Origin of the sequence: Aquisalinus flavus, from assembly GCF_014640095.1 — a bacterium.
Lineage (GTDB): Bacteria > Pseudomonadota > Alphaproteobacteria > Caulobacterales > Parvularculaceae > Aquisalinus > Aquisalinus flavus.
On record NZ_BMGH01000001.1, the window covers coordinates 1,418,957 to 1,433,005 of the forward strand.

21 protein-coding genes are annotated in these 14,049 nt (G+C 60.9%); all 21 read right to left on the reverse strand.

The window, feature by feature from the left end; all coding sequences use genetic code 11:
* Positions 1 to 19 precede the first annotated feature (19 nt).
* The gene (locus tag IEV88_RS06525; RefSeq protein WP_188160428.1) at positions 20 to 1,006 is read right to left on the reverse strand and encodes an RluA family pseudouridine synthase; all 987 of its coding nucleotides are present in this window, start codon (positions 1,004 to 1,006) and stop codon (positions 20 to 22) included.
* Entirely contained in the window at positions 1,003 to 1,404 is a 402-nt protein-coding gene (gene crcB, locus IEV88_RS06530; RefSeq protein WP_206711371.1) for a fluoride efflux transporter CrcB, read from the reverse strand. Before crcB ends, IEV88_RS06525 begins: the two co-directional genes overlap by 4 nt.
* Positions 1,404 to 2,192 (reverse strand): sterol desaturase family protein, encoded by a 789-nt coding sequence (locus tag IEV88_RS06535; protein ID WP_188160429.1) that lies wholly within the window; start codon positions 2,190 to 2,192, stop codon positions 1,404 to 1,406. Before IEV88_RS06535 ends, crcB begins: the two co-directional genes overlap by 1 nt.
* Positions 2,192 to 3,529, reverse strand: a complete 1,338-nt coding sequence (locus tag IEV88_RS06540) for a replication-associated recombination protein A (protein ID WP_188160430.1) — start codon at positions 3,527 to 3,529, stop codon at positions 2,192 to 2,194. Before IEV88_RS06540 ends, IEV88_RS06535 begins: the two co-directional genes overlap by 1 nt.
* Positions 3,530 to 4,933 carry a Do family serine endopeptidase gene (locus tag IEV88_RS06545; RefSeq protein ID WP_188160431.1) on the reverse strand — a complete coding sequence of 468 codons (1,404 nt, stop codon included), beginning with the start codon at positions 4,931 to 4,933 and terminating at the stop codon, positions 3,530 to 3,532.
* A gap of 110 nt (positions 4,934 to 5,043) precedes the next feature.
* Positions 5,044 to 5,472 (reverse strand): 50S ribosomal protein L17, encoded by a 429-nt coding sequence (gene rplQ / locus IEV88_RS06550; RefSeq protein ID WP_188160432.1) that lies wholly within the window; start codon positions 5,470 to 5,472, stop codon positions 5,044 to 5,046.
* A gap of 23 nt (positions 5,473 to 5,495) precedes the next feature.
* The gene (locus IEV88_RS06555) at positions 5,496 to 6,521 is read right to left on the reverse strand and encodes a DNA-directed RNA polymerase subunit alpha (RefSeq protein WP_188160433.1); all 1,026 of its coding nucleotides are present in this window, start codon (positions 6,519 to 6,521) and stop codon (positions 5,496 to 5,498) included.
* 79 nt (positions 6,522 to 6,600) lie between these two features.
* On the reverse strand, positions 6,601 to 6,993 hold the full coding sequence (rpsK, locus tag IEV88_RS06560) for a 30S ribosomal protein S11 (RefSeq protein WP_188160434.1): 393 nt from the start codon (positions 6,991 to 6,993) through the stop codon (positions 6,601 to 6,603).
* A gap of 9 nt (positions 6,994 to 7,002) precedes the next feature.
* Positions 7,003 to 7,371, reverse strand: a complete 369-nt coding sequence (gene rpsM, locus IEV88_RS06565) for a 30S ribosomal protein S13 (protein ID WP_188160435.1) — start codon at positions 7,369 to 7,371, stop codon at positions 7,003 to 7,005.
* Between the two features lie 156 nt (positions 7,372 to 7,527).
* Positions 7,528 to 8,121, reverse strand: coding sequence for an adenylate kinase (locus IEV88_RS06570; RefSeq protein WP_188160436.1), 594 nt, complete (start codon positions 8,119 to 8,121; stop codon positions 7,528 to 7,530).
* Positions 8,118 to 9,467 (reverse strand): preprotein translocase subunit SecY, encoded by a 1,350-nt coding sequence (gene secY, locus IEV88_RS06575; protein WP_188160437.1) that lies wholly within the window; start codon positions 9,465 to 9,467, stop codon positions 8,118 to 8,120. Before secY ends, IEV88_RS06570 begins: the two co-directional genes overlap by 4 nt.
* Positions 9,468 to 9,601: 134 nt before the next feature.
* Positions 9,602 to 10,087 carry a 50S ribosomal protein L15 gene (rplO, locus tag IEV88_RS06580; protein WP_188160580.1) on the reverse strand — a complete coding sequence of 162 codons (486 nt, stop codon included), beginning with the start codon at positions 10,085 to 10,087 and terminating at the stop codon, positions 9,602 to 9,604.
* A gap of 105 nt (positions 10,088 to 10,192) precedes the next feature.
* A complete protein-coding gene (gene rpmD / locus IEV88_RS06585; RefSeq protein WP_188160438.1) occupies positions 10,193 to 10,381 on the reverse strand; it encodes a 50S ribosomal protein L30 in 189 nt (62 codons plus the stop codon).
* Between the two features lie 21 nt (positions 10,382 to 10,402).
* The gene (gene rpsE, locus IEV88_RS06590) at positions 10,403 to 10,975 is read right to left on the reverse strand and encodes a 30S ribosomal protein S5 (protein ID WP_188160439.1); all 573 of its coding nucleotides are present in this window, start codon (positions 10,973 to 10,975) and stop codon (positions 10,403 to 10,405) included.
* Between the two features lie 9 nt (positions 10,976 to 10,984).
* Entirely contained in the window at positions 10,985 to 11,347 is a 363-nt protein-coding gene (gene rplR, locus IEV88_RS06595) for a 50S ribosomal protein L18 (RefSeq protein ID WP_188160440.1), read from the reverse strand.
* 30 nt (positions 11,348 to 11,377) lie between these two features.
* Positions 11,378 to 11,911 carry a 50S ribosomal protein L6 gene (gene rplF, locus IEV88_RS06600; protein ID WP_188160441.1) on the reverse strand — a complete coding sequence of 178 codons (534 nt, stop codon included), beginning with the start codon at positions 11,909 to 11,911 and terminating at the stop codon, positions 11,378 to 11,380.
* Positions 11,912 to 11,952: 41 nt separating this feature from the next.
* Positions 11,953 to 12,351, reverse strand: a complete 399-nt coding sequence (rpsH, locus tag IEV88_RS06605) for a 30S ribosomal protein S8 (RefSeq protein ID WP_188160442.1) — start codon at positions 12,349 to 12,351, stop codon at positions 11,953 to 11,955.
* Positions 12,352 to 12,366: 15 nt separating this feature from the next.
* Positions 12,367 to 12,672 (reverse strand): 30S ribosomal protein S14, encoded by a 306-nt coding sequence (gene rpsN, locus IEV88_RS06610; RefSeq protein WP_188160443.1) that lies wholly within the window; start codon positions 12,670 to 12,672, stop codon positions 12,367 to 12,369.
* A gap of 47 nt (positions 12,673 to 12,719) precedes the next feature.
* On the reverse strand, positions 12,720 to 13,280 hold the full coding sequence (gene rplE / locus IEV88_RS06615; RefSeq protein WP_188160444.1) for a 50S ribosomal protein L5: 561 nt from the start codon (positions 13,278 to 13,280) through the stop codon (positions 12,720 to 12,722).
* Positions 13,273 to 13,590 (reverse strand): 50S ribosomal protein L24, encoded by a 318-nt coding sequence (rplX, locus tag IEV88_RS06620; protein WP_188160445.1) that lies wholly within the window; start codon positions 13,588 to 13,590, stop codon positions 13,273 to 13,275. Before rplX ends, rplE begins: the two co-directional genes overlap by 8 nt.
* 14 nt (positions 13,591 to 13,604) lie before the next feature.
* The gene (gene rplN, locus IEV88_RS06625) at positions 13,605 to 13,973 is read right to left on the reverse strand and encodes a 50S ribosomal protein L14 (RefSeq protein ID WP_155138199.1); all 369 of its coding nucleotides are present in this window, start codon (positions 13,971 to 13,973) and stop codon (positions 13,605 to 13,607) included.
* Between the last annotated feature and the right edge of the window lie 76 nt (positions 13,974 to 14,049).

Sequence of the window (14,049 nt, forward strand, 5' to 3'; positions counted from 1 at the left end):
TCTGGTATCCGTCTTTGCCCTAGTGATTGTGCGGCCAGATAATCTCCGGTTTCCGCTCGAACCCGAAAAAGGTCCATGTCTTGTCCATGTGGCCGGTCAGATCGGCCCGTAACATCGTCCGCTTGCCGGTCTTGGGATGCGGAAAGCTCATCGCCCGGCAGAACAGGTGCATCTTCGCCGATATGCCCTCGATCTTCGTCTTCTCGCCCCCATACTTCCCGTCCCCGATGATCGGATGCCCGATGGCGGCCGTGTGCACGCGCAGCTGGTGGGTCCGCCCGGTCAGCGGCCGCAGCGCGAGGAAAGACACCTTGCCACCGGCTTCCCCGACCACCTGGTAATCGGTCAGCGCCCGTTTCGCGTCATTGTCGTCTTCATCGACGGGAATCACCCGTTCCTGGTCCTCTTGCAGGATCCGCACCATTTTCTTGGCGATCGGCATGTCGATCTGTCCCTCCATGGGATGCGGCATCTTCCAGCACAGCGCCCAGTACTCCTTGTCGACCTGGTGCTTCTGGAAAAACTCCGACAGGCGCGACGCCGCCTTGCGCGTCTTGCCAAGTAAAAGCAGCCCGCCCGTGTCACGGTCAAGCCGGTGGACGAGGCGCGGGCGCTCGCCGCCGGGCTGCTGCAACCCATCGAGCATGCCGTCAATATGGCGGCGCGTCTTCGCGCCGCCCTGCACCGCGATGCCGAAAGGCTTGTTGATGGCGATCAGCGCATCATCCTCATAGATGACGAGCGAGCGGATATATTTCTTGTCGGCCTCGGAGCTCTCGGCCTTTTCCGCCTGTTCCGGCGTGCCGACGGGCGGTACGCGGACGGTCTCGCCCGTTGCAAGGCGGCGGTTCGACTTGACCCGGCCGCCATCGACGCGGATCTGCCCCTTGCGCAGCATCTTTTCCAGATCGCCATGGCGCACATGCGGGTAATGCTGGCGGAACCACCGGTCCAGCCGCATGCCGTCGTCGGCATCCTTGACCTCGACATTACTGACACCGCTCATGACAAAGCTCTTTCAAACAGGCTGCGTCCGGCAGCAAGACCGGCAAACAGCGCAACAATCGACAGAATGACCGATGCTCCGATATAAACGCCCGCGGTCAGCATCGCCTTGCGCTCATACAGCGTTATGGCGTCGAGCGCAAAGGTGGAAAACGTGGTGAAGGCGCCGAGCAGGCCAATGGCGAGAAACGCGCGCACGCCCTGCCCCGCAGGTTCGCGCGCGACGAGCCAGGCGATGACCAGCCCCATGGCAAGCGAGCCGAGGACGTTGACCGTCAGCGTACCCCATGGGAAGTTCGGTCCCATGAGCCGCATCGCCAGCTGGCCGACCCCGTGCCGGGCCATGGCGCCTATCGCACCGCCCGCCGCAATTACCAGCCAGATCATGTAACCCTGCATCACTCGTCTCCCGTGCGCCGTCCTGCTCCGCGAAAGGGCTGCACAATAAGCCCGCCAAGCGAAATGTCACCTGCATCATCGAGGCCGATCGGCAGATCCTCCGTCCGCACCGTCGCACTGCGTGTCCTGAATAGCGGGTCCCAGAACGAGAAAATCGTGCCGTAATTCGAATTTGTATCAGAACGGATCACATGGTGATGCACCCAATGGATCGAGGGCGTGATGATGACGAGGCTCAATGGCCGCTCCAGCCAGCGCGGCAGGCGGATATTGGAATGGTGCAGCGTGACGATCACGGCAGCCACGGTCTCGAACACAATGACGCTCGACAGCGGCACGGCGAGGGCGACGATGAACGCTGCCCGGACACAGGCCGACAGTATCACCTCGGCAAAATGAAAGCGGAACGCCGAAGTCGCATCGAGAAAGCCATCGCGGTGGTGGATTTCATGAAAGCGCCACAGGAACGGGACGCGGTGGAAGGCGCGGTGCATCCAGTAGATCCACAGATCGAGTAACAGGATGTCGAGGGCGAGGCCGCCAATCCCGCTCCACCAGTCCGGTCGTTGCCACAGGGCATGGCTCGAGGCCAAGGCGGTGATCGGGATGACGATCAGCGGCGAGACCGGCACGGTGATCAGCCACAGGCCGATATTGCGGAGCAGCCGGTTGCGCTTGTCCGCGCCCTGTTGCGGCTGGCGGGCAAACCCGTATAGCCGCTCCACGGCAAAGAGCAGCGCGAAGACGCCGAACACGATGATGGCCTTGCTGGCAATCAGGGCTTCCATCAGCCCTCCCCGCTATCCGTTTTTCTGTCCGGCTCTCTCGATTTGCGGCGGGCATTCCAGAACTCGAGCCGCTTGCGGATGTCTTTCTCAAGGCCACGCGGCACCGGCTCATAGAAGGACTGTCGCTCCATGTCGGGTGGAAAATAGTCGAGCCCGGCAAAGGCATCCGGCGCGTCATGGTCATAGACATAGCCGTCGGAATAGCCGAGATCCTTCATCATCTTCGTCGGCGCGTTCATCGCATGTCGTGGCGGCATCAGCGAGCCGGTCTCCCGCGCTGCCCTCTGTGCCCGCTTGAACGCCGAATAGGCGGCATTCGATTTCGGGGCGGTCGCCACGTACAGCACGGCCTGCGCCAGCGCCAGATCACCTTCCGGGCTCCCGAGAAAATCATAGGCTTCTTTCGCGGCGAGACAGATGGTGAGCGCATTCGGGTCGGCCATGCCGATATCCTCGCTCGCCATGCGCACGACACGGCGGCACAGATAGAGCGGGTCTTCCCCGCCCGCCAGCATCCGCGCGAGCCAGTACAATGCGGCATCGGGATCGGACCCGCGCACCGATTTATGCAGCGCACTGATGAGATTGTAGTGCCCTTCCTGCGCCTTGTCATAGACCGGCGCGCGGCGCTGGACGATGCGCGACAGCGTGTCCGGCTCCAGATCCTCGCCATCGACGGGCTCGGCAAAGATGTCCTCGACGAGGTTCAGCAGGAAGCGGCCGTCGCCATCGGCCATCGCCTTGAGGCTTTCCCGCGCCGCGGTCGTCAGCGGCAGGCGCTGGTCTTCTTCCTCTTCGGCCCGGGCGAGCAGCTTGTCGAGCGCGGCATCGTCGAGCCGCTTCAGCGTCAGCACCTGCGCCCGGGAGAGCAACGCCGCGTTGAGCTCGAAGGACGGGTTCTCCGTCGTCGCACCGACCAGTGTGATCAGGCCGCTTTCGACATGGGGCAGGAAGCCGTCCTGCTGGGCGCGGTTGAAGCGATGAATTTCATCGACAAACAACAGCGTCCCGCGCCCGGTGCGGCGGCGGGCTTCGGCTTCGGCGAAGACCTTGCGCAGATCGGCGACGCCGGAAAAGATCGCCGAAATCTGGTGGAACTCAAGGTCGGCCTTGTCGGCCAGCAACCGGGCGATCGTCGTCTTGCCGACGCCCGGCGGGCCCCAGAGCACGATGGACGACAGCCGCCGCACGTCGAGCATGCGCCTGAGCGGCATGCCCTCGCCCAGCAGGTGATCCTGTCCGACAACCTGGTCCAGCGTCTGCGGCCGAAGCCTGTCCGCGAGCGGGCGCGGCGCACCCTTTTCAAGGCCGGCGGACTGGAACAGGTCATCCGCCATCTAGCGGTTGATGCGCAGGGTCGAGACCTGCCCGCGCGGGCTTTGCGTCTGGATGATCCAGCCGCGGCCGGAATCGGCCAGTGCGCGTTTCAGCTGTGCGACGGTCTCCACTTCCGTGCCATTGACCGACAGGATCTTGTAGCCCTTGCCGATCCCGAAACGCCCGGCATAGCTACCCTGGCTGGCATCGAGCACGACAACGCCCGTGTCGGTCAGGTCGCGGCTCAACTCCATGTTCACAGCGGGTGACAGATTGGCGACCTTCAGCCCGCTGAACGGGTTCTCGCCCCCGATCAGGGTCTCATCGCGTGCCGGCGTTTCCGGCGGCAGCGAAAGGCGCACATTGACCGTACGCTGATTGCCATCGCGCAGATAAACGACCGGAACCCGGGCATCGGCTTCCTTGGTCGCAACGCGATAGCGCATGGCGTCGGAATCTACGATATCCTGCCCGTCGATCGCGATGATCACATCCCCCTCCCTGATGCCGGCCTGCGCCGCGGGCCCGCCAGCGAACAGCTGCGAGACGAGCGCGCCGGACGGCCGGTCGAGGCCGAGGGCCATGGCCATGGTGCCATCGATGTCGCGGGCGGTGGCGCCGATCCACGGCCGCATGATCGTCCCGCCGCCATCGACCGCGGTCGCCACGACCTGGCGCACCAGATTACCCGGAATGGCAAAGCCGATGCCGTTGGAGCCGCCGGAGCGCGAATAGATCGCCGAGTTGACGCCCAGCAGCCGACCGTCGATATCGACCAGCGCGCCGCCGGAATTGCCCGGATTGATCGCCGCATCAGTCTGGATGAAGAACTGATAGTCGGTAATGCCGACCTGGGTGCGGGCGAGCGCGGAGACGATACCGGTCGTCACCGTCTGGCCGACACCGAAGGGGTTGCCGATGGCGAGCACGATATCACCGACCTCGGCAACATCGGAATTGGCGAATTCGAGGAAGGGCAGCGGTTCGTCACTCTCGATACGGAGGATCGCGATATCGGTCTGCGGATCGGTCAACAGCACCTGCGCCGAATATTCGCGCCGGTCTGCCAGCACGACCTTGATTTCCGACATGTTCTCGACGACGTGGTTGTTGGTCACAACGATGCCCTCCGGGCGCACGATCACGCCGGAGCCGAGGGACTGGGCGACACGCTCGCGGGTCATGCCGCCGAAACCGCCAAAGCCGCCGAAAAACTCATCGAACGGGCTGCGCACCTGCTGGCGCACGACGCCGCGTGTATAGATATTCACGACCGCCGGCGCGACCTCCTTGACCACAGGCGAAAAACTCGCCTTCAGCTGAACAGAATCCTGCGGGACAAAACGCTCTGCTTCCTGCGCCGCTGCCGGCTGGACAGCAAAAAGCACGGCGGCGGCGATGGTGACGATGATCGGTAATCTCATGAAATCAGACCCTTACCCTCAATTTCCCTGCTACTAAGAAGCCAATATAAAACAAAACGGCCCCCCGTGAAGGAGGGCCGTTCATGATAAATCAGTAAGCAAAAGACTGCTTATGCCGTTGCCTGGACTTCGTCCTCATCGGCAAACATGGTCGGACCGGAATCCTGGCCCTTGGCGGTCTCGTCGCGGTCAACAAATTCGATGACGGCGATCGGCGCATTGTCGCCATGACGGAAGCCGGCCTTCATGATGCGGATGTAACCGCCATTGCGCTCTTCATAGCGCGGGCCGAGCGTTTCGAACAGCTTGCCGACCATGGCAACGTCCCGAACCTTCGAGATGGCCTGGCGGCGGGCATGAAGGTCACCCTTCTTGGCCAGCGTGACCAGCTTCTCGACGATCGGACGCAGTTCCTTGGCTTTCGGCAGAGTCGTGACGATCTGCTCGTGCTTGATCAGGGACGCTGCCATGTTGGCGAACATCGCCTTGCGGTGGCTCGCGGTGCGGTTCAGCTTGCGGTGCGCAAATCCGTGGCGCATGGATTACTCTCCTTTGGAAGAGATCAGCCCTGATGGTGCTGATCCTCATATTTCTTGGCAAGTTCTTCGATATTGTCTGGCGGCCAGTCCGGCACGTCCATGCCCAGATGCAGACCGAGCTGGGCCAGCACTTCCTTGATCTCGTTCAGGGACTTGCGGCCGAAGTTCGGCGTGCGGAGCATTTCCGCTTCGGTTTTCTGTATCAGGTCGCCGATATACACGATGTTGTCGTTCTTCAGGCAGTTTGCCGAGCGAACGGACAGTTCCAGCTCGTCGACCTTGCGCAGCAGCGCCGCATTGAAGAGAAGCTCTTCTTCGCTGCTCTCTGCGGATTCTTTGGTGGGCTCTTCGAAATTGACGAAGACCTGAAGCTGGTCCTGGAGGATGCGCGCGGCGTAAGCAGCCGAATCTTCCGGGGTGACCGCGCCATTGGTCTCGATTTCCAGCACCAGACGGTCATAGTCCAGCACCTGTCCCTCACGGGTGTTCTCGACCTTGTAGGCAACGCGTTTGACCGGCGAGTAGAGGCTGTCGACCGGGATCAGGCCGATCGGCGCATCTTCCGGACGGTTGCGGTCGGCCGGCACATAGCCCTTGCCGTTCTGGATGGTCAGTTCCATGCGCAGGTCGGCGCCCTCGTCGAGGGTACAGATCACGTGATCCTTGTTGAGGATCTCGATATCAGCGGTTTCCTGGATGTCACCAGCGGTCACGACGCCCGGTCCCTGCTTGTGCAGGGTGACGCGTTTCGGGCCTTCTGCGTGCATGCGCAAGGCCAGCTGCTTGATGTTCAGGACGATGATGGTGACATCTTCGCGGACGCCCGGAATGGACGAAAATTCGTGCACCACGCCATCGATATGGATCGCGGTGACGGCGGCGCCCTGCAGCGACGACATCAGGATGCGGCGCAGGGAGTTACCCAGCGTCAGCCCGAAGCCGCGCTCAAGCGGCTGGGCTATGATCGTGGCCTTCTTGGCCGGATCATAGCCGGGCTGAACGTCGAGCTTGTTCGGTTTGATCAGTTCTTGCCAGTTTTTTTCCAGCACTTGTTTCTCCGTTTCAGCGCGCTTTCGCGCCGTTGGACAGCCCCCGTTCCCGAAGGCTTAAACTATTCGGTCGACCAGATCAGACGCGGCGGCGCTTGCGTGGACGGCACCCGTTATGCGGGATCGGCGTCGTGTCCTGAATGGTCGTCACTGTCAGGCCTGCGGCCTGCAGGGCGCGCAAGGCGCTCTCGCGGCCCGAACCCGGACCTTTGACCTGTACGTCGACATTGCGCATGCCGTGTTCCATTGCCTTTTTGGCAGCGTCTTCAGCGGCCATCTGTGCGGCGAACGGGGTCGACTTGCGCGAGCCCTTGAAGCCCATGTGACCGGCCGTCGACCAGGAAATCGCGTTGCCCTGCTCGTCGGTGACGGTGATGATCGTGTTATTGAACGTCGCGTTGACCTTGACGAGGCCGTTGGTGATGTTCTTGCGCTCGCGTTTACGGACGCGTGTTGCGGGTGCCTTGGCCATGTTGTCCTCTTACTTCTTCTTGCCGGCGATGGGCTTGGCCGGGCCTTTGCGGGTGCGCGCATTGGTGTGCGTGCGCTGGCCACGGACCGGCAGGTGACGACGGTGGCGGAGACCGCGATAGCAACCAAGGTCCATCAGACGCTTGATGTTGACCGCAACCTCACGGCGCAGGTCGCCTTCGACCATATACCCCTCGTCGATCGCCTCACGGATTTTCAGCACTTCAGCGTCAGACAATTCGTTGACGCGGCGCGTCGATTCGATGCCGACCTTTTCACAGATCTCGCCAGCCTTGGTCGGGCCGATACCGTGAATATAGGTCAGCGCGATCGGGACGCGCTTGGCCGTCGGAATGTTCACACCAGCAATACGAGCCACTTTGAACCTCTTAAATTCCGCCCATCATGGGCATTCTTTCCAAAACGAAAACCCCTGCACTTACATGCACGGGGAACATACCTTTTGGGCGAAGTGGCGTATGTATAGCGACGCCGTCCCGCCCGTCAACCGAAAACCGAGCCAAAACCCGGAATTTCACCCCTTTTGGACACCATCGAGAATGGCGTCGATCTCAGCCGCCACCTTGTCGATGGAGCCCATGCCATCAACCACTTTCAAAAGCCCCTTTTCCGCATAAAACGGGATCAGGGGAGCGGTCTCGGCGTTATAAACGTCCAAACGCTTGCGGAATGTCTCCTCATTATCGTCGGAGCGCACTTCGCCGCCAGCTTCCTGGGTTTCGCGAATACGATTGTTGAGCCGGTTGATCAGCTCACCGTCATCGACCCGCATTTCCAGGACCACGTCCAGTTTCAGGTCATGGTTGTCGAGGATCGTGTCCAGCATTTCGGCCTGCACCAGCGTGCGCGGGAAGCCGTCGAGCATGAAGCCCTGCTTGCAATCGGGCTGCTCGATTCGCTCGGCAACGATGCCCGCGACGATATCGTCGGAGACCAGCTGGCCGGCATCCATGACTTCCTTGGCTTTCTTGCCGATTTCAGTCTGGTTGGCGACGGCCGCGCGCAGCATGTCACCGGTCGACAGCTGGGGAATACCCCGTGTCGCGGCAATGCGCTTGGCCTGGGTGCCCTTTCCGGCGCCTGGCGGTCCGAGAAAAATCAGGATCATCGCTTCGCCCCCCTCAGGCGCGATTTCTTGATCAGGCTCTCATATTGCTGGGCAAGGAGGTAGCCCTGGATCTGCTGAACGGTATCGAGTGTGACCGTGACGGCGATAAGCAGCGAGGTACCGCCAAGATAGACCGGGATGGAACCATTCGACTGCGAGCGCAGAATCTCCGGCAACAGACAGACGGCAGTCAGATAGGCGGCACCGATCACGGTCAGGCGGGTCAGCACGAAATCGATATATTCAGCCGTGCGCGGACCGGGACGATAACCCTGGATATAGCCGCCATACTTCTTGAGATTGTCGGCAGTGTCGCTTGGGTTGAACACGATCGAGGTATAGAGAAAGCAGAAGAAGATAATGCCGAGGGCGTAGAGCGCCATATAGAGCGGCTGGCCGGGCGTGAACAGCGCGGCGGTGTTCTGCAGCCATAGCGGCGCCCCCTCACCCAGCGCGCCCACGGCGGTGGCCGGCAGGAACATCAGCGACGAGGCAAAGATCGGAGGGATAACGCCGGAGGTGTTCAGTTTCAGCGGCAGGTGCGATTTCTCGCCCTGGGTCATCCGGTTGCCCTGCTGGCGGCGCGGATACTGGACCAGCAGCCGACGCTGGGAGCGCTCCATGAACACGACGAAGGCAATGATCACGATGGCGCCGATGATGATGGCGATGATGACACCGGCATTGATCTGGCCGGATTTCGCCTGCTCCAGCAGGAAAGCTGCCGCGCGAGGCAGTTCGGCAATGATCCCCGCGAAGATGATCAGCGAGATCCCGTTGCCGACGCCGCGGGCGGTGATCTGCTCGCCCAGCCACAGCAGGAACATGACGCCGCCGACGAGGGTGATCGTCGTCGTCATCATGAAGAAGATGCCGGGGTTCGACACCGCAGGCAGGCCGTTGGACGTGGTCCCCATCAGCGTCTGCGCGATGAACAGGCCCTGCACGATGGCAAGGGCGACCGTCAGCATGCGGGTGTAATGGTTGATCTGGCGGCGGCCCTGCTCGCCTTCCTTCTTGATCGCTTCCAGCGACGGAACCATCGCCGTCATCATCTGCATGATGATGGAGGCGGAGATGTAGGGCATGATGTTGAGGGCGAAGATCGCCATCCGTTCGATGGCACCACCGGCGAACAGGTTTATCTGGCCCAGAATGCCCTGTTGCTGGCTCTGGAAGGCCGACGCGAAAACATCGGGATTTACACCAGGGATCGGAATATAGGTGCCAAGGCGATAGACGATCAGCGCGCCGAGCGTGAAGAGCAGGCGCTTCTTCAGCTCATCGGCCTTGGCGAAGTTCCGGATATCGAAATTTGACGTAAACTGTTCGGCTGCTGATGACATAATCTTCCAACTATTCGGCCGGAACGGCCCTGCCCTGGTGAGTTGTTAACTCCAAGCCATGTGGCTGCGACGAGACGCGATAACAACCCCCGCTGCGGACAATGGCGGGGCCGGAAGACCGGCCCCGTTATCGCTTAGTCGGCCTGTTCGGCAGATGCCTCGACGCGGGTCATGGTAACCGAACCGCCGGCTTTCTCGACGGCGGCCTTCGCAGCGGCCGTCGCATAGACGACTTCGATGTCGAGCTTGGCCGACAGTTCGCCCGAGCCGAGCAGGCGCACGCCGTGATAAGAGCGTTTCAGCAGGCCGGCCGCGATCAGCGCAGCGGCATCGACCTTGGCGCCGGCGTCGATCTTCTTGGCATCGACGGCCGCCTGGAGCGTGCCAACGTTCACTTCAGCAAATTTCGCCCGGTTCGGCTTGTTGAAGCCGCGCTTCGGCAGGCGCATGTGCAGCGGCATCTGGCCGCCTTCAAAGCCCTTGATCGCGACGCCGGAACGGGATTTCTGGCCCTTGACACCGCGGCCGGCGGTCTTGCCCTTGCCGGAACCGATACCGCGACCAACGCGCTTCTTGTCCTTGCGGGCACCTGGATTGTCATGCAGGTCGTTCAGTCTGATAGTCATGTTGTCCTCTTTGACTTGCGGCGGCCCACCCTTCCCTCGGGAAATGGTGACCGCCTCGCCTATAAAGTCTGAAATGGGTTCAGAGCGTGTCTGAATACCCTATTCCTCGACGATTTCAACCATGTGGCTGACTTTTCGGATCATGCCACGTACCGCCGGCGTATCTTCCAGCTCGCGTTCGCGGCCAAGCTTGTTCAGGCCGAGGCCGACAAGCTGGGCGCGCTGACGGGAGTCGCGGCGGATCGGGCTGCCGGTCTGGCGCACTTTCAGGGTTTTCTTCTCAGCCATCGGTGTTCTCCTTGGGCCTCGTTACGCCGCGTCAACCGGGGACGCATCGTCTTGCGCACCGGCACGGCGGGAAATGATTTCGGAGACCTTCATGCCCCGCTTGGCAGCAACCGCCCGCGGATTGGTCTGGTTTTTCAGTGCGTCAATGGTGGCGCGAACCATGTTATACGGGTTAGAAGTCCCGATCGACTTGGCAACCACGTCCTGGACGCCCAGCGTCTCGAACACGGCGCGCATCGGACCGCCAGCGATAACACCGGTACCCGGAGGAGCCGTGCGGATGAAGACCTTGCCGGCACCGTGACGGCCCTGGGCGTCATGATGCAGCGTACGGCCCTCGCGCAGCGGGACGCGCACCATGTTGCGCTTGGCTTCCTGGGATGCCTTGCGAATCGCCTCCGGCACTTCGCGGGCCTTGCCCTTGCCATAGCCGACGCGGCCCTTCTGGTCGCCGACGACGACGAGCGCAGCAAAGCCGAAATTCTTGCCGCCTTTGACGACCTTCGCGACGCGGTTGATCGCAACGAGACGGTCTACAAACTCGTCACGTTCCTCATCGCGGTCGCGGCCCCTGCCTCTTTGTTCGCGTGCCATAATCGTCTCCTAAAATTTCAGGCCGGCTTCACGAGCCGCCTCGGCCAGGGCCTTCACCCGGCCATGATAGATGTATGCGCCGCGGTCGAACACGACTTCCTCGATACCGGCTTGCCTCGCGCGCTCTGCGACCAGCCTGCCGACTTCCGAAGCAGCCTCGACATTGGAGCCCTTGCCGACTTTCGACAGCAGGTCTTTCTCCAGCGAGGAGGCCGATGCCACAGTTTTCGACTGCTTGTCGTCGATAATCTGTGCCGTGATGTTCTTGGACGAGCGGAAGACGGACAGACGCAGCTTGCCTTTCGAATATCTGGCAAGCTTGGCCCGGGTCCGCCCGGCGCGCTTTTGTAAAATGGATTTATCCTGAGCCATAATGCACCAATCCTGAAAAGAGCCTCAGCCCTATTTCTTTTTGCCTTCCTTGCGGAAGATGTATTCACCTTCGTACTTGACGCCCTTGCCTTTATACGGCTCGGGCGGACGGAAACCGCGGATGATCGCAGCAGTCTGGCCGACAGCCTGCTTGTCGATCCCGGAGATCTCGATCTCGGTCGGTTTCGGCGTCTTGATCTCGATGCCTGCCGGCACATCGAAGTCGATGTCGTGGCTGTAGCCGAGCGCCAGGCTCAGTTGCGCGCCTTTCATCTGGGCGCGGTAACCGACGCCGACGAGCTCCAGTTTCCGGGTGAAGCCGTTGGTAACGCCCTCACAGATATTGGAGATCATGGTCCGGCACATGCCCCACTGCGAGCGCGCTTCCTTGGACTTGTTGATCGGTTCGACCTTCACGCCATCATCGGTCATCGCAACGGTGCAAAGCTCGTTGACGACGAATTCCATCTGCCCTTTCGGGCCTTTCGCCTTCACGGTCTGCCCGTTCACGGACACTTCAGCGCCCTGGGGAACTGCTACTGGTCTTTTGCCTATACGAGACATGGCTGCCTCCAACTCCTGTTATTTCAGCTCATACCCTGATCTTAGTAGATCTGGGCGAGGACTTCTCCGCCGACATTGGCTTCACGGGCGGCGGCGTCGGACATGATGCCCTTGGACGTCGACACGATGGAAATGCCAAGACCATTGCGCACCGGCGCCAGGTCGTTGACCGCGGAATAAACGCGGCGGCCCGGCTTGGACACGCGCTTGATGTGCTGAATGACGGGCTCGCCATCGAAATATTTCAGCTCGATCTCGAAATGCACCTTGTTGCCGACTTCCTCGACACGGGTGTAACCGCGGATATAGCCTTCACGCTCGAGCACGTCGAGTACCCAGCCACGCACTTTCGATGCCGGGGTCGTCGCAACCTTGTGCCCACGCATTTGCGCGTTGCGGATACGAGTCAGCATATCACCTACTGGATCATTGATCGCCATGATTGATGCCCTCCCTTACCAGCTGGACTTCACGAGACCCGGGATCTTGCCGTGAGAGCCAAGCTCACGCAGCGCGATACGGGACATTTTCAGTTTACGGTAGTAACCACGCGGCCTGCCGGTCACGAGGCACCGGTTGCGGATACGCGTCGGCGACGCGTTGCGTGGAAGCTCGGCCAGCTTGAGAGCTGCCTTGAAGCGATCTTCAGGAGAGGATTTCTCGTCCTTCATCACCGCTTTGAGCGACTGCCGCTTGTTATCGAATTTCTTGGCCAGCCTGCGTCTTTTCAGATCGCGTTCGACCATACTTTTTTTAGCCATTTAATATCCTCCGTTAAGCCGGTTTCCAGACCAATTCCGGACCTTGCCTAGTTGCGGAAAGGGAAGTTGAAATGTTTCAGGAGAGCTTTCGCCTCCTCGTTCGTCGGGGCCGTGGTGCAGACAACGATGTCCATACCGCGAACCACGTCGACCTTGTCGTACTCGATCTCCGGGAACACGATGTGCTCTTTCATGCCCATCGCATAGTTGCCACGGCCATCGAAGCTCTTGCCGTTCAGACCGCGGAAGTCCCGCACGCGCGGCAGCGCGATGGTGACAAGGCGGTCCAGGAATTCGTACATCCGGTTCTTGCGCAGGGTAACCTTCACGCCGAGAGCCATCTCTTCGCGGACCTTGAAGCCGGCGATCGACTTCTTGGCCTTGGTCACAACCGGACGCTGACCGGCGATGAGGGTCAGTTCCTCGAACGCCTTGTCAATCGACTTGCGGTCATTGACCGCATCGCCGACGCCCATGTTGAGCACGATCTTGTCCAGTTTCGGCACCATCATCTGGTTGGCGTAGGAGAACTCCTCCTGCATCGCCGAGCGGATGCGTTCCTGGTACAGCGCCTTCATGCGCGGTGTATATGTTTCAGCCTCAGCCATCGATAACCTCACCTGAGCCTTTGGCGACACGGACCTTCGTGCCGTCGTCATTGATCTTGAATCCGACCCGGGTCGGCTTGCCGGTCTTCGGGTCTTTCAGCGCCACATTCGAAATGTGAATCGGCGCTTCCCTGGAAATGATGCCGCCATTGTTCATCTGGCTCGGACGCGTGTGGCGTTTGATCATGTTGACCTTCTCCACCAGAACGCGGTCCTCTTTCGGCATGACCTTGAGGACAGTGCCCTCCTCGCCACGGTCTTTGCCGGTCAGGATAATGACGGTATCGCCTTTTTTAATCTTCGCAGCCATTGCTTTCGCGCTCCTTACAGCACTTCCGGTGCCAGCGAGACGATCTTCATGTGCTTGGCAGCACGAAGCTCGCGCGTGACCGGCCCGAAAATACGGGTGCCGATCGGCTCCTTGTTGTTGTTGATCAGGACAGCCGCGTTGTTGTCGAACCGGATAACCGACCCGTCGCGACGCTTGATATCCTTGGCGGTGCGGACGACCACTGCCTTCATGACCTGGCCCTTCTTGACCCGGCCACGCGGCATGGCTTCCTTCACCGATACGACGATGATGTCGCCGACAGAGGCATATTTGCGCTTGGCACCGCCGAGCACCTTGATGCACTGGACGCGCTTGGCGCCAGAATTGTCAGCGACATCCAAATTTGTCTGCATCTGGATCATGACGACCCTCCTTCAAAAACACTCTTACGGGAGTGCTGCAAATAACCTGTTACCAGTCCCGGTGATCGGTCCAGGG